19 protein-coding genes are annotated in these 23,191 nt (G+C 63.8%); 15 read left to right on the top strand and 4 right to left on the bottom strand.

What is annotated here, in order from left to right:
- Positions 1-16 precede the first annotated feature (16 nt).
- The 7 genes from V5B59_RS03195 (at position 17) to V5B59_RS03165 (ending at position 12,535) form a co-directional block, all read left to right on the top strand.
- Positions 17-3,022, top strand: a complete 3,006-nt coding sequence (locus V5B59_RS03195; protein ID WP_169070226.1) for a tubulin-like doman-containing protein — start codon at positions 17-19, stop codon at positions 3,020-3,022.
- Positions 3,023-3,100: 78 nt separating this feature from the next.
- Positions 3,101-3,514, top strand: coding sequence for a hypothetical protein (locus tag V5B59_RS03190; RefSeq protein ID WP_169070227.1), 414 nt, complete (start codon positions 3,101-3,103; stop codon positions 3,512-3,514).
- 28 nt (positions 3,515-3,542) lie between these two features.
- The gene (locus tag V5B59_RS03185; RefSeq protein ID WP_169070228.1) at positions 3,543-4,664 is read left to right on the top strand and encodes a TAXI family TRAP transporter solute-binding subunit; all 1,122 of its coding nucleotides are present in this window, start codon (positions 3,543-3,545) and stop codon (positions 4,662-4,664) included.
- Positions 4,665-4,668: 4 nt separating this feature from the next.
- Positions 4,669-5,424 carry a 5,6-dimethylbenzimidazole synthase gene (gene bluB, locus V5B59_RS03180; protein WP_169070229.1) on the top strand — a complete coding sequence of 252 codons (756 nt, stop codon included), beginning with the start codon at positions 4,669-4,671 and terminating at the stop codon, positions 5,422-5,424.
- A 142-nt stretch (positions 5,425-5,566) separates the two neighbouring features.
- Positions 5,567-10,918 carry a CHAT domain-containing protein gene (locus tag V5B59_RS03175; protein WP_169070230.1) on the top strand — a complete coding sequence of 1,784 codons (5,352 nt, stop codon included), beginning with the start codon at positions 5,567-5,569 and terminating at the stop codon, positions 10,916-10,918.
- Entirely contained in the window at positions 10,915-11,466 is a 552-nt protein-coding gene (locus V5B59_RS03170) for a DUF3617 domain-containing protein (RefSeq protein WP_034910580.1), read from the top strand. The genes V5B59_RS03175 and V5B59_RS03170 overlap by 4 nt, the downstream gene beginning before the upstream one ends.
- Before the next feature lie 61 nt (positions 11,467-11,527).
- Entirely contained in the window at positions 11,528-12,535 is a 1,008-nt protein-coding gene (locus V5B59_RS03165; protein WP_332352165.1) for an aldo/keto reductase, read from the top strand.
- Positions 12,536-12,613: 78 nt separating this feature from the next.
- Here V5B59_RS03165 and nifA read toward each other — a convergent pair whose 3' ends face one another.
- Together nifA and nifL are read right to left on the bottom strand one after the other, a co-directional pair.
- Positions 12,614-14,188: a nif-specific transcriptional activator NifA gene (nifA, locus tag V5B59_RS03160; protein ID WP_169070231.1), complete on the bottom strand. Its 1,575-nt coding sequence runs from the start codon at positions 14,186-14,188 to the stop codon at positions 12,614-12,616.
- Positions 14,185-15,744, bottom strand: coding sequence for a nitrogen fixation negative regulator NifL (gene nifL / locus V5B59_RS03155; RefSeq protein WP_169070232.1), 1,560 nt, complete (start codon positions 15,742-15,744; stop codon positions 14,185-14,187). The genes nifA and nifL overlap by 4 nt, the downstream gene beginning before the upstream one ends.
- Positions 15,745-16,088: 344 nt before the next feature.
- On the opposite strand from nifL, the gene rsxG reads away from it, so the two are divergent.
- Genes rsxG through V5B59_RS03115 form a run of 8 tightly spaced genes read left to right on the top strand, consistent with a single transcriptional unit; the run spans position 16,089 to position 21,869 of the window.
- On the top strand, positions 16,089-16,688 hold the full coding sequence (gene rsxG, locus V5B59_RS03150) for an electron transport complex subunit RsxG (RefSeq protein WP_332351573.1): 600 nt from the start codon (positions 16,089-16,091) through the stop codon (positions 16,686-16,688).
- Position 16,689: 1 nt separating this feature from the next.
- Positions 16,690-17,364 carry an electron transport complex subunit E gene (locus tag V5B59_RS03145; protein WP_169070233.1) on the top strand — a complete coding sequence of 225 codons (675 nt, stop codon included), beginning with the start codon at positions 16,690-16,692 and terminating at the stop codon, positions 17,362-17,364.
- 20 nt (positions 17,365-17,384) lie between these two features.
- On the top strand, positions 17,385-17,879 hold the full coding sequence (locus V5B59_RS03140) for a SoxR reducing system RseC family protein (protein ID WP_169070234.1): 495 nt from the start codon (positions 17,385-17,387) through the stop codon (positions 17,877-17,879).
- Positions 17,876-18,457 carry an electron transport complex subunit RsxA gene (gene rsxA / locus V5B59_RS03135; RefSeq protein ID WP_169070235.1) on the top strand — a complete coding sequence of 194 codons (582 nt, stop codon included), beginning with the start codon at positions 17,876-17,878 and terminating at the stop codon, positions 18,455-18,457. The genes V5B59_RS03140 and rsxA overlap by 4 nt, the downstream gene beginning before the upstream one ends.
- A 13-nt stretch (positions 18,458-18,470) precedes the next feature.
- Positions 18,471-18,998: an RnfABCDGE type electron transport complex subunit B gene (locus tag V5B59_RS03130; protein ID WP_211203374.1), complete on the top strand. Its 528-nt coding sequence runs from the start codon at positions 18,471-18,473 to the stop codon at positions 18,996-18,998.
- A gap of 11 nt (positions 18,999-19,009) precedes the next feature.
- Positions 19,010-20,503, top strand: a complete 1,494-nt coding sequence (gene rsxC / locus V5B59_RS03125) for an electron transport complex subunit RsxC (protein WP_332351572.1) — start codon at positions 19,010-19,012, stop codon at positions 20,501-20,503.
- Positions 20,500-21,576, top strand: a complete 1,077-nt coding sequence (locus V5B59_RS03120) for an RnfABCDGE type electron transport complex subunit D (protein ID WP_034918623.1) — start codon at positions 20,500-20,502, stop codon at positions 21,574-21,576. The genes rsxC and V5B59_RS03120 overlap by 4 nt, the downstream gene beginning before the upstream one ends.
- Positions 21,577-21,590: 14 nt before the next feature.
- Complete coding sequence (locus V5B59_RS03115; protein ID WP_169070236.1) at positions 21,591-21,869, top strand: RnfH family protein; 279 nt, start codon at positions 21,591-21,593, stop codon at positions 21,867-21,869.
- Positions 21,870-21,881: 12 nt separating this feature from the next.
- Here the strand turns inward: V5B59_RS03115 and nifM are convergent, their stop codons facing one another.
- Both nifM and V5B59_RS03105 read right to left on the bottom strand, forming a co-directional pair.
- Positions 21,882-22,739 carry a nitrogen fixation protein NifM gene (nifM, locus tag V5B59_RS03110; protein ID WP_169070237.1) on the bottom strand — a complete coding sequence of 286 codons (858 nt, stop codon included), beginning with the start codon at positions 22,737-22,739 and terminating at the stop codon, positions 21,882-21,884.
- Positions 22,732-23,190, bottom strand: coding sequence for a nitrogen fixation protein NifZ (locus V5B59_RS03105; protein WP_169070238.1), 459 nt, complete (start codon positions 23,188-23,190; stop codon positions 22,732-22,734). The genes nifM and V5B59_RS03105 overlap by 8 nt, the downstream gene beginning before the upstream one ends.
- Position 23,191 lies beyond the last annotated feature (1 nt).

Genomic DNA, 23,191 nt, shown 5'->3' with positions numbered 1-23,191 from the left:
ACGAGGAACTTTCGGAATGAATCACCTCGTCATCGGGCTGGGCGGCACCGGAGGAAAAATCATCCGGGCCCTGCGAAAGAGCCTGTACCAGGAATTCCGCGGCGACAAACTGGCCGACATCGGCATCGGCTACCTGTACGTCGATTCGTCCAGCGAAATGATGTCGATCGACGACCCCAGCTGGAAAACCCTGGGCACCTCGGTGCAGTTGCCCAAGGCCAGCCAGTTGCTGATTACCGATGCCAATCTCACCTCGCGGCTCGACAATCTCGACAGCTATCCGGGACTCAAGCACTGGCTGGGCAGCCCGCAGGAGTGGCGCGACATTCTCAACAGCATCGTCGGCGCCACGCTCGGTGGCCAGAAGCGCCGGCTGGGCCGCTTCCTGTTTGCCTGCAAGGCCGACAAATACCGCGAACAGCTGCAATCGCAGGTCAAATTGCTGCAGCAGAACGGCCAGACCGAAGTCACCTTCCATGTCGTGCTCGGCCTGGCCGGCGGCACCGGCAGCGGCAGCGTGATCGACGCAGTGGCACAGCTGCGGGATCTGTATCCCGACTCCAAGCGTTTCCGCATCCTGATCTACGCGCTGCTGCCCGACGCCTACCCGAACCCCAACTGGGACACCGGCAACTACCACGCCAACGGATTTGCCGCCCTGACCGAACTCAACGCCATGTCGGTGGGCGTCTATCAACCCTACGACGTCACCGGCGTGAAGGAGCGGCTGACGCTGAGCGACCCGTTCAACGGCTGCTTCGTCTTTGGCAACGAAAACGAGAACGGCTTGACGGTGGATGTGGACCGGGATGTGCCCGGCATCGTCGCTGACTTCCTGTATCAAAAGATCGTGACCGCGAAGAACATCAACTGGGCCTCGCTCGACCGCATGGAGAACGCGGAGAATGGCGATGGCTCGCCGGAAACCGCTGCGCAGGGGCGCATTCCAGAGCGCTCCAAGCGTTTTCTGACGTTCGGCATCAAGCGGCTGGCCATTCCCGAAGAAGAGATCAGTGAATACCTGACCTACAGCTTTGCCCGACAGGCGGCGCTGCAGTTGCGCTTCAATCACTGGCAGGAGGCGTCCGGCTTCATCGAAGAACCGCGCAAGCAGGATTTTCACGAGTTTGTGCAGCAAAAGGAGACGCAGCTACGCTGGCTGCTGTCCGACGACCATCTGACGCTGGCGCTGGGCATCCTGCCGGAAGATGCCGCCAACAAGCGCTGGAAGTCTTTTACTGGCGAGTGGGAAGCCGTCATCCCCAACTTCAAGTCGCTGGTGCGCGAGCGCGAGCGCGCCACCTGGCTGGACGAACTCACCAAGTTGTGTGAGAAGCGTTATCAGGATGACTACCGCACGCTGGGCGTCCCCGGTTTCTACCGCACCAAGCTGAAAGCGCGCAAGGACATGGCGCGCGAGATCCGGGTGCGGATCGAGCAGGAACTGGTCAATGAATGGAAGGTCGGCGCCAAGTCCGCCTGGGATGTATCCCGCCTGCTGATCGCGCTGAGCGAAAAACTGGACGAACGTCTGAAGGCCTGTGACGAACACATTGCGCGTGCGCGCCACGCAGAGGAAGAAGCGCAATCGCGCGTCCTCGGCAATGCACACAAATGGTCCAGCATGGGCCTGTTCTCCAAGCACCTGCTGGGAACGCCGGACAGCCTGCTGGACGCGCATGGTGTGCATTTGCAGGAGATGTATGTGTACCGTACGCGCGCCGAAGGCTGGGGCTTTGCCAAAGCGCTGCTGATCGAGGTGATCGCCGAAATCACCGACCTGAAAGGTGAAGTGGACCGGGCGGCCAACACCTTGCAGCAGGCCCTGAAGAAGTTCGATGTCGGTATCCAGGCGCGCCTTTCCGATACCGATGCAGGCGATTTGCGCCAGCACCTGATCCGCTTTTATGACCCCGTCCAGGTCAAGCAGATCAGCCGCCGGCTGGTGGTGGACGAAGCCGAACAGAAAACGCAGACCGGCCGGGTGCGTTCCGCCCTGGCCGAAAAGATTGGGCAGGATTCGACTTTTGCCCTGTTCAATCAGCGGGTGACGGAATCGACCTTTCTCGATGTGCTCGAAACGGTGTGCGAGGACAACGCGCGCATCGCCCACCAGAACCTGGTGCAGAACCCCAAGGAGCGGCTGCTCGGCGTGTCGATCATCGACAAGTTGCGCGACCGCTACGGCGCCGACCCGCAGGAGTTGAAAAGCTACGTGAGCGAGCTGGTCAGCCGGGCAGGCAACTTCGTCACGCTGGAACCGCTGGAAATCCACCGGGCAGCGCCCGGCATTCCCGTGGGGGTACCCACGGCGGTGAGCAAATTCACCGTGATCCTGCCAAGAGCGCCTGAACAGGCCGAGTTTGCCCGGGGACTGAAGGAAGCACTGCGCGAAGCCAAAACCGGCGATGTGGAGATCATCGACTCGGATGGCCGGCGCAACGAAATCACGCTGGTCTCGATCACCAACCTGTTCCCGCTGCGCTACCTCAAGCCGCTCAAGTTCCTGGAAGAAAAATACCGCCGCCGCATCGAAACCGGCGGCGCGCGCGCGCGGCTCGAACTGCACACCGAGGGCGACGGCAATGCCTGGCCGCGGCTGTTCGTGGCCTCCAGCGCCGAGGTCAAGCAGCAGGCCCTGCCTTACGTGCTGCTGGCCAAGGCTCTGGGATTCATCCATGAAGGCAGGAATCCCGCCACCGGCGCGGAGGAAGTGCTGCTGCTCACCAAGGATGCCGACGGCTTAGACAACGATCCGGTCCTCCTGGGCAAGAGCTTCACGGCCAGCGCCGACAGCATCAACCTGGAGAACCTGCACACCATCAAGTCGGTCTGCGACGCGACGCTGGCCGGTGCCGGCTACCTGCACCAGGACCGCCGCAGCGAGGTGCAGCGGGCCATCCTGAGCGAGGTCGAAGCCATCAAGGCCGCACGCGGCGGCAACATCCAGGATGAAACCTACCGCCGCTTTCTGGAGGCCGGCCGGCGTGCCCTGGCCATTCTCAAACGCGAAGTCGCCTGATGCGCCCTGGTTGAGCAAGGCCAACAACCGATTCGCCGGTTTCTTCCACTTCCCAGAAAAACCAGGAGGAACTCCCCGATGGCCAGCATGAAATCCAAATCCGGCAAATGCTCGAACTTTGGCAACTGCGCCACGGCCGACGCCCGCGCCACGGTCGAAGTTCCGGGCGGTCTGGATTTCGTCTGCAATGAATGCGGCAAACCCCTGCTGCTCAGCGACACCGGTCCCCAGAGCGGTGGCTCGAAGACCTTGCTCGTGGCCGGGCTGTTGCTGGCCATGCTGCTGCTCGGCGGGGGTGCCGCATGGTTCTTTCTGGCCGGCGAGAAGAGCGCCGAGCCCATGCCTCCGCCAGCGATGCAGGCACCGGCCACGCCAGCAGTGATCGCGCCAGCACCGCCGCCGGCACCCCAGACCGAAACCCCGGCCCGCCCGGTCAGTGGCCATTGCTCTCCCGCCGACGAGCGTGCCGGGCTGTGCCGCTCCGCGCCATGACCCTGTTTTTCCTTTCCCGGTATTCGACATGAATAATTCACATGCCGCACGGCCTGCTGGCATCAAAACCCTGCTCGTCGGAATTTCGGCGGCCTTGTTGTCGATGGCTGCCGCTGCCGAAAGCATCGTCACCGGTGGCAAGACGGGTACCTATTACGCCATCGGCAGCAATTTGCGGGATTTCGTCAATCCAAGCCTGGAAGTGAAGGACTCCAAAGGTTCCTGGGCCAATGTGGAAGACATGAGCCAGACCCGGGGCGTCACGCTGGCGATTGTCCAGTCGGACGTATATTCCGCCTTCGTGCGGATGCGTGACGCCAGCGATGTCCCGCAGGCCACACGCCGTGAATACGCACAACTGCTGGCCAACTTGCGGGTGTTCATGCCCTTGTACCAGGAAGAAATCCATTTCCTGGTTCGCAAGGACGAGCCCATCGAATTCATCCATCAGATCCGGGGAAAACCCATCTGGATGGACATGGAGAAAAGTGGCACCTACCTCACCGCCCTGAATGTGTACAGCAAACTTTTCCAGGAGCGTCCCAACGTCGTGCAGCCCTTCATCAACACCACGGCCACGGGCGAGGACGAAGGCACCAAACGACGCCGCTCGGCCTTGATGGCCTTGAGCGATCCGGCTTATTACCAGGCCTATCCGAAGATCGACGTGCTGGTGCTGGTGGGAGGACAGCCGCTCAGCCTGCTGGAGAAAAATGTCCCGGCCAACCTCAAGCTGCTGAAATTCGACCCGACACAGGCCAATTCGGACAAAATTCTGCAGGAATACCGGAAAGCTGAAATCAGGAAATCCAGCTACCCGCTGCTGAACATTGCCGAGAATGGTTCTCCCTCGCTGGCCGTCGATTCCTACCTGATCACGGCCAATTTTGCAGATCCCCAGAGGAATCAGTTCATCAAGGATTTCGCTGGCCAGTTCTGCGAGAAATTCGCCGTGTTGCGGGACCGCGGGCACGCCAAATGGCGGTCACTGACCTGGCAACCCGGCTCCGCACTGCCGCCTCTGGCCGCAGGCTGGCAGTACTCCGACAAAGTCAAGGAGCGCCTGGCCAACTGCCAGTCCGGCTCCGTTCCCAAACCCGGCCCGAGCGACTGCAGTCCGCAGGACCGGTTTTCAGGCCTCTGCAAGTAAAACCATGGAAAATTTGAAGGCGCCACTGGCGCATGCTTTTGCCGACGCCGAACGGGCGGCGGTGTACCAGGCGATTTTCAGCCGGCGTGATGTGCGTGGGCAATTTCTGCCCGAACCGGTTCCGGACGATGTGCTGGGCCGCATCCTGATGGCTGCGCACCACGCCCCCTCGGTCGGCTTCATGCAACCCTGGAGCTTCCAGCTCGTACGTTCCGATGCGCTCAAACAGCGGGTCCATGACCTCTTCGAGCAAGCCAACGCCGAAGCCGCGCAGATGTTCCCCGATGGCAGGCGGGATATCTACAGTCGTCTGAAGCTGCAGGGCATCGTCGATGCGCCGATCAATCTCTGCGTGACCTGTGACCGCACACGCAGTGGACCAGTCGTCCTCGGCCGGACGCACATGCCGAGCATGGATTTGTTCAGCAGCGTCTGTGCCGTGCAGAATCTATGGCTGGCCGCCCGCGCCGAAGGCGTCGGCGTCGGCTGGGTCAGCATCTTTCACGAACGCGCCCTGCAGGAAGTGCTCGGCATCCCCGCCCACATCGTTCCGGTGGCCTACCTGTGCATCGGCTATGTTTCCCATTTCCAGGACAAACCTGAACTCGAGAAGGCCGGCTGGTTGCCGCGCCTGCCAATCGCCGACCTCATCCATTACGAGCAGTGGGGAGCGACCGACACCACCGGGCAGAATCCCCTGACCGCAAAGCTGCTGGCGATGCAGGCAGGGATCCAGCAACATGGTATCTATCCGACATGATTTCCGCCAATCCAGCGGCGGTTGCAGCATGGTTCACCGCGTGAACGGAACGTCTTGCAGGACTCACTGATGGAGCCTCAACCGTAGCGAAGATCTGCAACAGAGGTGATCCAGAGAGGAAGCGATAGCAAAGGAGACGGAGATGAGCAACGACCAGAACCCGATCACGCTGTGTGTCGACGGTACGCTCAAGAAGGACGACTGCCCGCTGGCCGGATGGCCTGCCGAGGTCTACGAACTCGATGGCATGTCGCGTGGCGAGTCGCAGCGTGTCGTGCCGGCGGCGCTCCCGCTCGACGCCGTACTGGAACTCGAACTCGCCAACGGCACTTGCATTCTGGTCGCCGCCGCGGACGCCGAGCGCTACCTGGGCGCGGCAGTGGGGCGCGGCGACGGCATGGCGGGGCCGCTCGAGGTCGGGCAGCTGCTGCGCCTCTCGGGGCCGCGCCTGCCCGCGGGTACTGCGCGCGACGGTCTGGGTGCCTGGGTGCTCAAGGGCTTGCGCATCTACCGGAGCGGCCCCGCCGGCGTCACTGCGCTGATCGCTGCCGGCACTTTTCAGGATGCGCAACTCGACGACCGCAACGGACTCTACCGCTGCGCCACCGACGCCTTCGCGCTCGCCAAGGTCGACGCGCTGCCCGAATCTGCCGAGCCGACGCTGATCTTCCTGCACGGCACGGCCTCGTCTACGGAGGGCAGCTTCAAGAGCCTCTGGGCCAGTGACAAGTACCGCGAGCAACTGCTTGCCACCTATGGCGCGCGCCTCTATGCCTTCGAGCACCGCAGCCTGACCGAGAGCCCGATCGCCAATGCTCTGGACCTGGTCAAGACCCTGCCGACGGGCGCGTGCCTGCACCTGCTGAGCCATTCGCGCGGCGGCATGATCGGTGAGTTGCTGGCGCGCGCCAACCGGATCGACCTGGAGCCGTTCACCGACGAAGAGATCGATCGCTTCCAGGCGCATGCTGCACGCCTGGGCCGTGCGGGTTTCGACGCCGAGGCCAAGCACCTGGGCGAACTCAACCGGGAACTGCGCAAGCGTCGCATCCGCGTCGAGCGCTTCGTGCGCGTCGCCTGCCCGGCGCGCGGCACGACGCTCGCTTCTGGCCGACTCGATCGCTGGGCCAGCGTCATGCTCAATCTGCTCGGCAAGGGCTTCGATGCAGCAGGCCTGGTCATTCCCGGCATGCTGCCGCTAGCCAGAAGCTACGGTCTGCTCAAACAGTTCCTGCTGGCGGTGGTCAAGGCACGCAGTGATGCGCGCATCCTCCCTGGCATCGAGGCGATGATGCCCGACTCGCCACTGGTGAGCCTGCTCAACGCACCGGATGTGCAGATCGAACACCCGCTGCATGTGCTGGCCGGCGACTACCAGGGCGACGGTCTGCTGCCCTGGCTGGGCGACTGCCTGTCGGAGGTGTTCTATGGCGGCGAAACCGACCTGGTGGTCAATACGCCGTCGATGAGCGGCGGTGCAATCCGCGTGCAGGGCATTCGCCAGAAGCCCGTGCGCGGGCCGCAGGTCACCCACTTCAGCTACTTCGAGCGCGACGAGAGCGCGCTGGCGCTGCTGGCTGCGCTCAAGGGCGACGATCGCCAGTTCGAACTGCTGCCAGGCCCGTCCACGGCCGAGATCGGCCGCGGTGGCATAGCGCCCAAGCGCAAGAAGGACGCGCCCATCGTCTTCCTGTTGCCCGGCATCATGGGCAGTCACATCCAGATCGGTACGAACCGCATCTGGTTCGATCCGTTCAGCATGTGGGCGGGCGACATGGCCAAACTGAAGGTGAATGCGCCAGGGGTGACGCCGGACGGCTGGATGGATCGCAACTACGAGACACTGGCGCGCTACCTGGCCGACCGGCATGAAGTGCGGCCCTTCGCCTATGACTGGCGCCTGTCGATCACCGACGCGGCCAGGCGCTTCGGTGTGGAACTCGACCAGGCCATGCTCGACGCCGAGAAGCGTCGCCAGCCGCTGCGCATCGTCGCCCATTCGATGGGCGGCCTGGTGGCCCGCCTGGCGCTGCAGGGACGCTGGGACAGGTTCAAGACGATTCCCGGCAGCCGCCTGCTGCAGCTCGGTACGCCCAACGCCGGCTCACATTCGATCGCCGCCGTGCTGATGGCGCGCGACGACTTCATCCAGATCATCGAGCGCTGGTTCGACTGGAAACACGATATGCGCGAGTTCCTGGAGATCGTCCGTGATTTCCCGGGCGTGCTGGAACTCCTGCCGTGGCCGGGCGATAACGGCCGGGCGGTCGATGGGGTTGATTACTTCGATGCCGCGGTCTGGCAGACCTGGTACGGGCAGGACCAGGATTCGAAGAAGAGCAAGTCCTGGTTGCCACCGCAAAAGGAGCCTCTCGACAATGCGCGCCAGGCCATCGCCGCACTGCGCGCCGCCGAGCTCGACCCGGCATGCACTCTCTACGTTGCCGGCCACGCGTCCACGCCGATTGCCGTGCGCATCGTCGACGGCCAGGTCGAGATCGGCAGCATCGCTGAGGGCGATGGCCGCGTGCCCTGGAAAACGGGCATCCCGCCGGGCGTGCCAGTATGGTACACCGACGCCGTGCATGGCGACCTGGCCAACCATGAGAAGGCATTCGAGGCTTACCGGGAGTTGATCGAGACCGGCGATACCCGCCACAGCGCACTGTCGCGCGTTCCCCCAGGCGCCCGTGGCGAAAGCGCACTGGTGTTCCAGCCGCGCAGCCTGGAAGGCAATTCCCTGTATCCGAGCGTCGACGAAGTCATCGCCGCGGCCACCGGCGGCGCCCGCCGCGGGCGGCGCCCCACGGCGAAGACGGAGGCACCCGCCAGCATCGAAGTCGTGCATGGCAGCCTGGCCAGCGCCGAATCGCCGATCCTCATCGGCGCCTACGCCAACGACGGCCTGCGCGGCAGCGCCAGCTTCCTTGACGGCCATCTCGCTGGCTCGATGTCTCGCACCTTGAAGCTCGGCCGCTATCCTGCCCATACTGACGACGCCATGGTCTTCCTCAATCCGACCCCGGATGCCAGGCCGGCCGGTGCCATCGTCGTCGGTCTGGGGCCAGTCGGCGAGATCCGGCCCGGGCAACTCACGCAGGCACTGAGCAACGGCCTGCTCGAGTACGTGCGTAGCGAGGAGCAGCGCCAGGGAGTGGACAACAGCGCTGCGCCGCGACTGTCGGTCTGCGCCCTGCTGGTCGGCACTGGTTTCACCGGCCTCACGGTCGAGGTGGGCGTGCGTTGCCTGTTGTCCGCCGTGACGCGCAGCAACGAAGCGCTGAACAGCACCGGCACCCCGTTTCGCATTGGCCGCCTGATCGTGTACGAAGAGGTGCAGGATCGCGCCATCGCCGCGGTGCAAGCGCTGCGCGAGATGGCCGCCGATGCGCCGTTCGCCGACTCGATCCACTTTGACGGGCGCTTGCGCAGTGGTGCCGGCGGTTATTGTGCGCGCAGCGTCGCCAGCGGCGGGCAAGCGGGCACCTATCGGGTAACGATCAGCGAAGACAGGCGCGGTTTGCGCTTCACCATCATCACCGACCGGGCACGCAACGAAGTGGCTGCCGAACCAAACCAGCGTCAGGCAGTAGACGGCCTGATCGCTTCAATTACCAGCGCCACCCAGGATCAGCCCGGCCTGTCGCGTGCCCTGTTTGAACTCATGGTTCCAAACGGAATGAAGGAAGCCGTCGCCGAAGTGCGCACCCTGATGATGTCGGTCGATGCGGCCGCCGCCACCTATCCCTGGGAACTGATGCGCGACGAGGATCAGAACGACCCGCTGGCGACGCGCATCGAATTGGTGCGCCAGCTTGCGTCGGCCTATGGTCGGGGAAAGGTGCCGACGGTGACCGGCGACCGCGTCTTCATCGTCGGAGACACCCAGTCCGGGTTGATGGAACTGCCTGGGGCCCAGGCCGAAGCGCGGACGGTTGCCAAGGCCTTCGCCGGCAACCAGTACGTGCTCAAGGATCTCTATCGCGCCACTGCCCAGCAGGTCTTCGAAGCCCTGTTCTTCGATCGTTACCGCTTCATGCACCTGGCCGGACATGGGGTCGTCCGGGACAAGGACAGCGGCCTGACCGGCATGGTCCTCGGGCCGAAGACCTGTCTCACCGCGGCGCAGGTGGGCAAGCTCAGGCACGTGCCGGAATTTGTCTTCATCAACTGCTGCCATCTCGGCGACATGCAGGCCGATGCGCAGCCGCGCTGGGGCGAACTGGCTGCCAACCTCGCCACACAGTTCATCGAGATGGGCTGCAAGGCCGTCATCGCCGCCGGTTGGGCGGTCGACGACCATGCCGCCGAAACCTTTGCGCAGGCGTTCTACACCGCCATGCTGGATGGAAAACGCTTTGGCCACGCGCTGTTACTGGCGCGTAACGAGACCTACCGGCGATATCCACACAGCAATACCTGGGGCGCCTACCAGGCCTACGGCGACGAGCGCTACCAGTTCCCCGGTGCGAGCGCCGACGATGTGACTGCTGACTACGTCCACCCCAGCCATCTCGTTGCCGACCTCGACATGCTCGGTTCCCGTCTGCGCCAGGCGACGACCAGCGAACAGCAGGGCTACTATCGCAAGCAGATCGAGGCAATCGAAAACGCTGCGCGCAGCCCTGACTTCCAGTGCGCCAGCGTCAGGGAAAAACTCGCCAGCGCCTGGGCTGAACTCGGCGACATCGAACGCGCGATCGGCCACTACCGCGCCGCACTGGTCATGGAAGACGCGCAGGTCAGCCTGCAAGCGCTGGAGCAACTCGCCAGCCTGGAAGCGCGCCACGGCGCCAGCTTGCTCGCGGCCAGGGAGGAGGAAAAGCACCCTGCGGGTGCCGACTTCATGGATCGAGCCTTGACGCGCCTGAAGCTGTTGATCGACATCGGAGTGACCGCCGAGCGTCTGTCGCTGCTCGCTTCGCTCTGCAAACGCCGCGCCCAGACCATTTTGCTGGGCGGGAAGCGTACAAAGATCGAGCAGTCCTTGGTCGAGATGCGAGACGCTTACTGGCGCGCTTCGGAACACGCGCATCAACGCACCGGCGAATGGGATTACGACCCGCTGTTCAAGGCTCTGGACGGCAATGTTCTGCTCGCTGCCAGGGGTAGGCGCGATGACTTCGACGCGCGTGTGGGCCAGCTTGCCGGACTGCTGCAAGCCGGCACCGAAAACGCCCGGCGCCGCTTTGCGAAGAATCGGGATTTCTTCCCTGCACTGGCCAAAGTCGAGGCGGACAGGATAGACGCACTCTGGGCCTGCTACGACGGGCGCACCCAGGCAGCCATCGTCCAACCTGCAGTACTCGGCGCGCTGGTCACCGCTTACCGCGATGTGCTCAAGCGTCAGGGCAGCGACCGCGAGCAGGATGCGGTGGTCGATCAGCTGCAGTTCCTGATCGACATGCTGCCGGCGGGTGACGAGTCCGATCCGGTAAAGGGGGCTTTGACCAGTCTGATCGAAGGCATCAGGACAGGTTTGGTACGATCATGAAATGCCCGGACACGAATCGCCGCCCCCGCCCACTGCTGCTGTTTGCACTGCTCGCTGCCAGCCTCGTGGGCAGCGTGCAGGCCGCCGAAATGCCCAAACGTAAAGCTGGTCTGTGGGAGATCAACACGCGCATGGACGGCATGCCGGCCATGGGCGCGATTCAGCAATGCATCGACCAGAACACCGACGACCTGATGCAACAGCAAGCCAGGAAGGAAAAGCAGAACTGCAGCGTCATCGACATCACACCGCTCGGCAACAAGGTGACCGTCCATTCCGTGTGCAAGGTGCAGAGCAGCACGGCAACGACCGATGCCGTGTTCATCGGCTCGTTTGACTCCTCCTACAAAGGCGACATGCATACCCGCTTCAGCCCGCCGATGCACGGTACGAGCGAAACGAAAATGTCGTTCGACGCGCGCTGGATCGGCCCCTGCAAGCCCGGTCAGAAACCTGGCGAGGTGATCATGCCGAACGTCGGCGGGGTGAACATCAACGAGATGATGAAGGATCCGAAGGTTCAGGAGATGATGAAGCGGCAGAAGTAGGTCCCCGACGATGCCGCTTGCCGCGATCTGCTGGACGCGCGTCACACTCACAGGAGGAAGCATGCAACAGCGTAAACTTGGAAAGAGCAATCTGGAGGTTTCGGCCCTCGGCCTCGGTTGCATGGGGATGAGCTTTTCCTACGGGCCGCCCAAGGACAAACAGGAGATGAGCACTCTTCTCCGGGCCGCCGTCGAACGTGGCATCACGTTCTTCGACACCGCCGAGGTTTACGGCCCGTTCTTGAACGAAGAACTCGTTGGCGAAGCCCTCGCTCCCTTCCGCAAGCAGGTGGTGATCGCCACCAAGTTCGGGTTCGACCTCAGTCCAGAGCTCGACCCCCGCGGGATGAAGGGTCCGCCGGGCCTGAACAGCCGGCCGGAGCACATCAAGCAGGCCGCCGAGAACTCGCTCAAGCGGCTCAAGATCGAGACCATCGACCTGCTCTATCAGCACCGTGTTGACCCAAACGTGCCGATCGAGGACGTGGCGGGTGCAGTCAAGGATCTGATCCGGGAAGGAAAGGTCAAGTACTTCGGCCTCTCTGAGGCAGGCGTGCAAACGATCCGTCGCGCCCACGCGGTCCAGCCGGTGACCGCCCTCCAAAGCGAATACTCGCTGTGGACGAGAGCTCCGGAGAAGGAAGTGATCCCAAGCCTCGAGGAACTCGGAATCGGCTTCGTGCCGTACAGCCCGCTGGGCAGAGGCTTTCTCACAGGCAAGATGGACGAAAATACGACCTTCGACCGTTCCGATTTCCGCAGCACCCTCCCGCGCTTCACGCCGGAGGCTCTCAAGGCGAATCAGACCTTGGTTGCTCTGCTCGGCAGGATCGCAGAACGGCATCAGGCGACACCCGCTCAGATTGCGCTTGCCTGGCTGCTGGCCCAGAAGCCGTGGATTGTTCCGATCCCCGGCACGACGAAACTGCATCGCCTGCACGAGAATATCGGAGCGGTTGCCATCGAACTTGCGGCCGACGATCTGCGTGAGATCGATGGTGCCGCCTCCAGGATCACGGTGCAAGGCGCCCGCTACCCCGAACGGCTGGAGAGAATGACGGGGCGCTGAGGAAGAGCGCCGCAAGCCGCATCGACCGCAGCGAACACCAAGGGCATGCGTCCATCCATTCTCGAAGTGCCTTGCGCTTCAGATCTGCTTCACTTCGATGTTCAGGATCTGTACGCGGTAAGCGATCTGCCGCGGCGTCATGCCGAGCAGGCGGGCGGCGCGGGCCTGCACCCAGCCGGCCTGCTCGAGCGCGGCGATCACGCGTTCGCGTTCGCTTTGCTCGCCACCCGGCTCGATGCCATCGCCGGCTTCGCGCACGCCGGCCCTCGGAACTGCCGGGACGGCCGGCGTTGGCGAAGTCGGCGAACGCCGACTGCTTCGCTCGCGTGACTGGTCGATACGAATCAGGTCGGCATCGATCTCGCCGCTGTCCGACATCACGGCAGCGCGCTCCAGGCAGTTTTCCAGTTCACGCACGTTGCCCGGCCAGTGGTGCTGCGTGAGTCGCCGCTGTGCTCCTGCGGTGAGGCGCAGCGGGCGGCGCTGTATGCCGCCGAGACGATCGAGCAGGTGTTTCGCGATCTTCGGCAGGTCTTCGAGTCGCTCGCGCAGGGGGGGAATGAAAATGGGCATGACGTTGAGGCGGTAGTACAGGTCCTCGCGGAAGTCGCCGGTATCGACAGCGCTTTCCAGGTCGCGATGCGTCGCAGCGATCAGGCGCACGTCCAGCTTCAGCGTCCGGTCGCCACCGACACGCTCCAGTTCGCCTTCCTGCAGTACACGCAGCAGCTTGGCCTGAAAGGCCGACGAGATTTCGCCGATTTCGTCGAGAAACAGCGTACCGCCATCGGCGATTTCAAAGCGGCCCTTGCGCGAGTTCACCGCGCCGGTGAAAGCGCCTTTCTCGTGCCCGAAGAGTTCCGATTCGAGCAGATTCTCCGGCAGCGACGCGCAGTTGAGACGCACGTAGGGCCCGCGTGCGCGCGGCGAGTGGTCATGAATGGCATTGGCGACCAGCTCTTTGCCGGTGCCGGTCTCGCCGCGAATCAGGACCGTCGTCGGCCATTTCGCGACCATCCGGATCTGCTCGAAGATTCGCAACATGGCCACCGATTGTCCGACCAGGTTGGCAAGACCGGGACGCTGGCGCGCACTGCGGCGTAACGGGTCGCGTGCCTCGATGGGCGGTTTGTGGCCGGTGTCCAGCGAAAGGCGGACACTTTGGCCGATCAGGTTGGCCAGGATTTCGACGAAGTGTACGCGTTCCTGCAGCAGGCCATCATCCGGGTCGTCGGGCTGAACGGCAAGCACCCCCTGCAACGTTCCGCCGACACTGATCGGGACGGCGATGAAGGGCAATTCCCGGTCGTAGAGACCCAGCCGGTCGAGGAAACGTGGTGCGTCGCCCAGGCGCGGCAGCGCCAGGGTCTGGCGTTCTTCGAGGATCGTGCCGACCAGACCTTCGCCCGGTTGGTAGCGAACCGACCGGAATTCATCGTAATCCAGTCCATGCACGGCGTGCACGAAAAGATCCCCGACGCCCGGATCGACGACGCTGATCATTCCCCGGCTCAGGTGACCCGTGATCTCCAGCGTGCGCAGAACTTCGCGCAGGCTGTGATGAAAGTCGAGCGAGCGGGAAAGTACCTGCGAGACGCGCGTCAGGGTCTCGAAGTGGGAGCGCAGCAACAACGACGAAGGCGTATCGCTCATGGTCGCGGGTGGAGTGGAAGGAGAACGCGAACGCGGCAGCCGCGCACTGCTGCGGGTCCGATTTCGATGTAGCCGCCGTGGTCAGCCGCCACCTGCTGCGCCGACGATAGACCGGTTCCCAGGTGTCCGCCGCCACGCTTGGTGGTGTGGAATGGCTCGAAGACCTTGAGATGTTGGGAGTTGTCGATGCCGGGCCCGGAGTCTTCGATGAGCACCTCGATTTCCCCCCGCCGCTCCTTGCTCGCCAGCGTCAGTTCGCGCTCGCGGCAGCCGCGCACGTTCATCGCCTCGATGGCATTGTCGATCAGCGCCTTGAACAGCGAGCGCAGTTTGTTCGGTGCTCCCTGCAACGCCGGCAGCATGGCCTGCGGTTTCCAGCTCACCGTGATGCCGGCCGCGAGCAGGTGGCTGGTCGAGAGATCGAGGACGTCACGCAGCAGTTCGTTGAGGTTGACCGGGCCGATCGCTTCGCGCGTCTCGCCGGGAATCATCGAACGGAGCTCTTCGAGAGCCTGCTGCCCGGCCGCGATGGCCTCCACGAGGGCCACCGACATGGGGTCGGTTTCCCCTTTGCGTCGCGCCAGCATGGCGACCACCGAGGCCATCATGTTGAGTGGTCCCTCGATCCGGAAGGTGGCCGCGGCGAGACTCTCGCGCAAGGCCAGGACGCGATCCTCATCGGCCATCACTGCCTGCAGCGCGGCAACACGGACTTTTTCCTGCTGCGCGCGCAGGCTGGTAATCTCCTTCGCAACCAGCAGCAGGTAATCGCGACGGCGTCCGGCAAGGAAGGCATCGGCGGTGCTGTCGTCCTCACGCACGCGACTGCCGGAACACGAAAACCAGCGCGGCGTGTTGCCGCCGGGACGATCGATGCGCACTTCGCGATCGAGAAAGAGGTAGCCCGAGGTGCGCCGCCCCTTTCCTGATTCGAGTTCGAGACTCGCACGGATCGCCGACATCAGCATCGGCGCCGGCTCCGCCATTCCCAGATCGGCCTGCAGCTTCTTGTATTCGTGGTTGTCGAGCACGACGCGGTCATCGACGTCGAGCAGAGCGATGACCACCGGCGCTGCGTCGACCACCGACTCGATCAGGGCTTTCTGGTTTCTGACCTGGTATTCCAGGCGATGGACTTCGGTGATGTCGCGATGCATTCCGAGGTAATTGAGAACCTTCCCATGCGCATCGACGATGGGGGAGATGCTCAACTCGGCGAGATATTGGCTGCCATCCTTGTGCCGATTGATCAGGCGGCCGGTCCACACCTCGCCCTGCGAGATCTTCTGCCACAGTGACTGGTACAGTGCGGGCGGCATGGTCTTGTTGGAAAGGATCGACTGGTTCTTGCCGATCGCCTCGTCGGTTGTGTAACCGGTGACGCGGGTAAACGCGGGATTCACGTAGAGAATGTTGCCGTGCACGTCGGTGATCGAGATCGCCATGTCGGCCTGGCTGACGGTGTGCTGGAACACCTGCGGCGGGAGGCCCGGAGCGAGCGCGTCCGCCATCCACGGCGCGCTTGCGGCCGCTGTCTTGAGTTGTTCATTCGCCATCTCGCGTCATCCCCGGGATCAACTGTTCTCCCGGAACAAAGCAGATTCCGTGCCGACCTTGATTCGGCAATGGTTTTCACCTCGTCTTGTCGTGTTTTGTAGGATTTGCGACATCGCTTGGGTCGGCTTCGGCTGCCTCGCGCAGCCCGCTGTCAGCAGAAAAACTTCCATCCTGGTGCGGGCTTACGATCACTTGCACAGCTTTGGTGTGCACTTGCAGCAAGCATGGCACGGAATATGCGGGGCATCAGGCAACGCATGGACCAGATGATCATGAACCCTCCCGACACCTTACTTCCCGGCATGGCCGCAATGACGCCCGTTGCACCCCAGAGGAGTCCTCGATGAAACCGCGAACCCTGGTTCACGGTGCCATCCTCGGCGCTTTCTGCCTGGGCTTCGGCATCGTCCTGGCGGTGACCGACAGGATCACGACCGACGACATCGCCGCGCGCGCCCTCGAGGATCGCCAGAATTCCCTGAGTCAGGTGCTTGCTGGTGCCAGCCACGACAACAACCCGGCGATCGACACGGTGCTCGTGAAGAATGCCGAAGAGCGGGAGATCAAGGCCTATCGCGCCCGCCTGAAAGGCAGGGTGACCGGCGTTGCCTACGAGATCTACGGCAGTGGCTACGCTGGCGAAATGAAGTTGATGATGGGCGTCGATGCCGATGGCCAGGTGCTCGGCGTGCGTGCTCTGGCACACCATGAAACCCCCGGTCTTGGCGACAAGATCGAGGAGAAGAAGGGCGACTGGATTCTCCGCTTCACCGGTCTGTCGCTGCAAAATCCTCTGCCCGGGCGCTGGAAGGTAAAAAAGGACGGCGGCCAGTTCGATCAGTTTGCCGGCGCCACGATCACCCCGCGCGGCGTCGTCGCCGCTGTCCGCGGTGGCCTCGAATTCTTTGCCGCCCACAAGGCGAGCTTGCTGGAGACGAACTGAAATGGCGAATGCCTATACCAACATCGTCCGGGATGGACTCTGGGACAACAACGGCGTCTTCAGCATGCTGCTGGGGATGTGCCCGACGATGGCGATGACCACCAGCGCCACCAATGGCTTCGGAATGGGCCTGGCGACCGCAGCAGTGATGGCGGCATCGAGTCTGCTGGTCGCTGCTTTTCGCAACGCGATTACCCAGGAAGTACGCATTCCGGTGTTCATCCTCATCGTCGCAACGATGGTGACACTGGTCGATCTCGCGATGAACGCCTGGATGCACGAGCTCTACAAGGTGCTTGGCCTGTTCATCCCGCTGATCGTCTCCAATTGCCTGCCGCTCGCACGTCTGGAAGCCTTTGCCGCCAAGGCGCCGATCGTCCCCGCGTTTCTCGACGGCCTGTGCATGGGGCTGGGGTTCACCATCGCGCTCACCGCGATCGGCGCAGTTCGCGAGATTGCCGGTTCCGGTACGCTGTTTGCGGATGCCTCGCTACTTTTTGGACCTTTTTTCAAGTTCATGGAGTTGCGGCTGCTGCCTGCGGATATGGGTGTGTTGATGATGATTCTGCCGCCCGGAGGTTTTCTGGTGACCGGTCTCCTGGTCGTCGTCAAGCGCCTGCTGGATCTGCGTGCCGGCAAGGAGATCCAGATGAGCGGCGCGCACGCGGTCGCCTGAACCAGAACAAGGAAATCACCATGATCCGGCTTTCCGACCGCAATACCGTCGAGGGTATCGTCCGCGTCGTCGAGGTACAGGACGGCGTGCTCTGGCTGCAACCCGAGCAGACGTCGACCTGCGGAAGCTGCGCCTCCGCCGGACAATGCGGCAAGGGAATCGGCAGCCTGGCCAGACGCAACGAGGCCAGACGCTTTTCGATTGCCCATCAGGACGGGCTCGGGCTCGGGGTCGGTGAGCGCATCGTCGTCGGCATCGCGCCGCGGATTCTGGTCAAGGCAGCGCTGATCGCCTATGGTCTGCCGCTGACGACGGCGCTTGCCGCCGCCGGGATTGCACAATCCTGGTTCGGCGGCGACCTCGCCACCCTGCTTGCCGCCGCCACCGGTCTGGCCTGCGGCTTGTGGATGGCGCGCCTCGGTGCCCGGCGTCTGTCGGCAAGCGGCGAGCTGGCGCCACGCTTTCTGCGCCGGGCGAAGCCGGGTGAATCGGATGGCGGAAAGAGCGAATCATGAAAGAGTATGCCTTGATGATGATCGGCGCAGCCCTGGTCAACAACGTGATCCTGGCCCGCTTCCTCGGCCTGTGCTCGTTCATGGGAGTCACCACGCGCATCGACACCGCCGCCGGCATGGGGCTGGCAACGACCTTCGTGATCACCGTGTCGTCGATGGCCGACTGGGCGGTTCAGACTTATCTGCTGGCGCCTTACGGCCTCGGATTTCTGCGGACGGTGACCTTCATTCTAGTGATCGCCAGTGCCGTCCAGTTCACCGAACTGACCGTCCGCAAGGTTTCGCCGTCGCTATTCCAGATGCTCGGCATCTACCTGCCGCTGATCACCACCAACTGCGCCGTGCTCGGCGTTGCCCTGTTGCTGGTCGAAAGCCACATGAATTTCCTGGCAAGCACGCTCTTCGCCTTCGCCTCTTCTCTGGGCTACAGCCTGGTGATGGTGATTTTTGCCGGGTTGCGCGAGCGCCTGGCGCTGGCGCCGGTACCGCGTCTGTTCGCGGGGCCGCCGATCGGCTTCATCGTCGCCAGTCTGCTGGCGATGGCGTTCATGGGTTTTTCCGGTATCAGCACCGGTTGACAAGGAGATCGTCATGTGGATTGCCGTCCTGAGTCTGACCTTTCTGGGGCTCGCCCTCGGTACGCTGCTCGGCGTCGCCGCACGCTACCTGGCGGTCGAGGAAAACCCTCTCGAAGCCGAATTGCAGGCCCTCTTGCCGGGCTCGCAATGCGGCCAGTGCGGCTTCGTCGGTTGTGCGCAGGCGGCAGCCGCTCTGGCTCGCGGCGAAGCCGCGGCGACGCTCTGCCCGCCGGGCGGACGCGCCGTCGCCGAAGCCATTGCCGCCAGACTCGGGATCAAGATCGACCTCTCGGCGGTACAGGATGACGGTCCATTGCTCGCCTTCGTCGCCGAGGAGATCTGCACCGGTTGCTGCAGATGCAGCAAGGTCTGCCCGACCGACGCGATCATCGGTGCTGCCAAGCAGATTCACAACGTCATTCGCGAAGCCTGCACGGGTTGTGGCGCCTGCGTAGAACGCTGCCCGACCGAGGCCATCGGGCTGCTGCCGGTACCCGTCACCGTGCCGCACTGGATCTGGCCAAAACCCGCCATTACCTGAAGGAAACCCGCATGGGACTGATCGAACGCTTTTTCAAGGAACCGCGCTGGGGTGTCCATCCCGACGACCACAAGCGGCCGGCAGCGGACGCCCCGCTGCGCGTTCTGCCGAGACCGGCGCGTGTCTACCTGCCATTGCAGCAGCATGTGGGGGGGGCTGCACGGCCAGTGGTCCTGGTCGGGCAGAAAGTTCTGAAAGGGCAGTTGCTTGCGCAGTCACAGGGCCACATTTCGGCGCCGATTCATGCCCCGGTTTCCGGTCGCGTGACGGCCATCGGTGAAGTCACTGCCCCGCATCCCTCGGGACTGGGTCTTGCCGCGATCACCGTCGAATCCGACGATACGGATCGCTGGATCGAGACCGACCCGGTCGCCGATCCCTTTGCCCTGGCGCCCGAGGAAATCGCACGACGCACCGCGGCAGCCGGTGTCGTCGGCCTCGGCGGCGCCACCTTCCCGGCGGCGGTCAAGTTTGCGCTCGGCAAGCGCCTGGCCGTACACACACTGATCGTCAATGGCGGCGAGTGCGAACCCTATCTGTCCAGCGACGACCGCATCATGCGTGACTTTGCGGAACAGGTGGTCGAAGGCGCGCGCATCATCATGCACGCGATTGGCGCCCGCGATGCCCTGGTCGGCATCGAGGACAACAAGCCGGAAGCCATGGCGGCGATGGCCGTGGCTGCCGCAGCTTTCCCTGAAGTGAAGATTCGGCCGGTGCCAGCACGTTATCCGATGGGTTCGGACAAACAACTGATCGAGACCCTGACCGGCAAGGAAGTGCCAGCGGACGCCCGTGCCGCAGAGGTCGGGGTACTGGTGCACAACGTCTCCACCTGCGCTGCCGTGTACAAGGCCATTCGTCTCGGGCAGCCGCTGGTCGAGCGAATCGTCACCATCAACGGTGCTGCGGTGGCTGAGCCGGGCAATATTTTTGCGCCGCTGGGCTGCCTGGTCGACGATCTTCTGGCGTACTGCGGCCTCAAGGAAGTGCCGGCACGGCTGATTCTCGGTGGCCCGATGATGGGTACCCTCCTGCTGCATGGTCGCGTACCTCTGGTCAAGGGGGCCAGCGGAATCCTCGCCTTCACCGCCGCCGAGGCGGCAGTTCCCGAGGCCGGTCCCTGCATCCGCTGCGGCTCCTGCACACGTGCCTGCCCGATGGGTCTGCTGCCACTGGAAATGGCCGCGCACATCCGCGCCGGCGACCTCGACGGCGCCGTCGGATATTCGCTCAGCGACTGCATTTCCTGCGGCTGTTGTGCCTATGTGTGTCCGTCGCACATTCCCCTGGTCCAGTACTTCAGCCACGCCAGGGGCGAGCTGTCAGCGCGCGAGCGCGCCCGCCTGCGTACCGAGGCAGGCAAACGTCTGGCCGAGGCTCGCCTCGCCCGTCTCGAACGCGATGCCAGGGAAAAGGCCGAGGTGGCCGCGCGCCGCAAGGCCGAGCGCACTGCCGCCAAGGCCCGCTCCGGCACTGTGAAACCCGAAGAGGAAACGACATGAGTTCGGGGTCGATCGAGAAGCCGGTTGCGGCACCGTACGCGGCTACGTCGAACAGCGTGCGCCGGGTCATGGTCATCGTCATGGCCGCCCTGGTGCCGGCCACCCTGTTCGGCTTCTGGCTCTACGGCTGGCCGGCCGTCTATCTCTGGATGATCAGCGTGGCTGCCGCGGCACTCGGCGAAGCCTTCTGTCTGCGCCTGATGGGGCGCGACGCCAGGACGGTGCTCGGTGACGGATCGGCATGGTTGACCGGCTGGCTGCTCGCCCTGTCGCTGCCCCCCTGGGCGCCATGGTGGATTGGCGTCTGCGGCGGCTTGTTTGCCACGGTACTCGGCAAGCAGGTCTTCGGTGGCCTCGGGCAGAACCTCTTCAACCCGGCGATGGTCGGGCGGGTGGCGTTGCTGATTTCCTTCCCGGTGCAGATGACCGCCTGGGTCGCGCCGCTGCCGATCTTCGATGCCGCTGCGCCGGGGCCCATTGCCGCGCTGGCGATCACCCTCAAGGGCATGCAGCCCGCCTTCGACGCGGTCGCCAGCGCTTCGCTGCTCGGCTTTGCCAAGACCGAGATGGCGCGCGGCGTCGACCTCGCCCACTCCCTGCTGCAGGCGCCATTGCAGGCCTGGTACGGCAGCCGGCCGGGCAGCCTCGGCGAAACGGCCTCCTGGCTGATCGTTGCCGGCGGCGTGGCGATGATCTGCCTGCGCACCATCACCTGGCATATCCCGGTAGCGATGCTGCTGGGCATCGCCGTTCCGGCGGCGCTCCTGCACGCCGTCGATCCGGCGCGCTACCTGGACGCCGGAACGCATCTGCTGTCCGGTGGAGCGATGCTCGGCGCCTTCTTCATCGCCACCGACTATGTGACTTCGCCCAATACGCCGCGCGGACAGATCGTCTTCGGCACTGGCTGCGGTGTGCTGACCTACGTCATCCGCACCTGGGCAGGCTACCCGGAGGGCGTGGCCTTCGCCGTACTGCTGATGAACTCCTTGACTCCGGTCATCGACAGCTATATCAAGCCGCGCATCTACGGACGCGATCGCCGTGGCGCGGCTCTTGAACCAGGGAAATAAGCGGGAGAAGAAACATGCAGATCGGAGTTGCCTATTCGGAAGCGGGCCAGCAGTTATGGCTCACCATCGAAGTCCCGGAGGGGTCGAGCGTGCGCGATGCGATTGTCAAGTCCGGCATCCTGCAGACATTCCCGACGATCGATCTGGAAACGCAGAAAGTGGGCGTCTTCGGCCGCCTGGTCAAGCCCGATATGGCGCTCAGGCCGGGCGACCGGGTCGAGATCTACCGCCCCATCACCTGCGATCCACAAACCGTGCCGCGTCGGGATAGCACCAGCGACGACGACGAGTAGGGGGATTCGGCCTCAGGAGGGCTTGGCGACGAGCGATTGACGGCGCAAGTTCCTGATCCACGCCTTCTGGCAAAGGCTGCGCTGTTGTCCTTCAAGGTATTCGCGGATGGTATTGCGGGCTTCGGCGAAACGCAGGCGTCGTTCGGGATGGATCGCTTCGCAGTAGATCAGGTGATAACCCAGCTGGCTTTCGACCACCTCGGACAAGGTCGCAGCACCGAGGGCAAAGGCGACGGCTTCGAGTTCCGGATAGAGTTGGCCGCGCGCTACCTTGCCGAGCAGTCCGCCGTTGATCGCCGTCGGGCATTCCGAATGTTTCAGCGCTTGTTCAGCGAAACGCTGCGGTTCCTTGAGCAGGCGGGCGCGGATCGACTCGATCCTTGCACGAGCGGCCTGAAGTTCGTTGCCCGGCAGCCGTTCGTTGATGGTCACCAGAAGGTGCCGCAGCAAGCGCGTTTCGGTACGGCGGAAGCGATCCCTGTGCTGGTGCCAGAAGATCTCGGCGTCGGTATCGCTGACTGCCACGGAACCCGCAGCGACCGTTTCGAGAACCGCCTCGACGACCATGTCGCGAGCGATGGCGCGCCGCAGCGAGAGGGCGTCGAGCCCGACACGGTCGAGGTCGGCGTGATATTCGTCGTCGTCGCCGTAGCGGCCGCGGATTTCCGCCAGGCTGGCGTCGATCGACGCCTCGGGCAGGAGCACGGCCGCGGCTTGTGGTGTCCCGAGAATCAGGGTTTCGATTTGCTGCTGCCTGGCCGCCACGTTGTGCACTCGCTGCCGCTCATCGGGTGCGAGTGACTCCAGCGACTTGCCGAACAACTGTTCGGCCAGCTTGAGTGACAGGTAGACTCCGCCTGGCTCATGCATCGTCGCGCTCCCATTCACCCAGCGCCTGCTCGGGTACCAGAAGGGGAGTTCCCGGCAGGCAGTCGAAATGCGCGTGATAGACGACGCCGTGCGTTCCGGATCGTTCGAGGTTCAGGATCTCGCCACGGCTGCCGAGCGCCACCCGGATCTCGCCGCGAATCACCAACGAGCGTGTCGCACGGACCTTCTGGCGCACCTCAAAGCGGCTTTCGATCCAGGGTGCATCGGCCGCGATCAACTCTTCCTCACGACAGCCGACCAGACGACCCTCGTCAAGAAAGTGCACGGAATAAATGATCTGATTCTGCAGAAAGGTGCCGACATCGCGCACGTGCCCGATGCGGCCGCGTCGTACCAGCAGTTCACCGGTCTGGATGCCGGGGAAAGTGCCATCGTTGCGCACGTTACGCGTCAGGCGTACCGCGTCGCCGTAATCCCAGCGCGGCAACACG

The sequence above is a fragment of the Candidatus Accumulibacter contiguus genome, from assembly GCF_036625285.1.
GTDB lineage: Bacteria > Pseudomonadota > Gammaproteobacteria > Burkholderiales > Rhodocyclaceae > Accumulibacter > Accumulibacter contiguus.
This window is presented reverse-complemented; position numbering and strand designations above follow the sequence as displayed.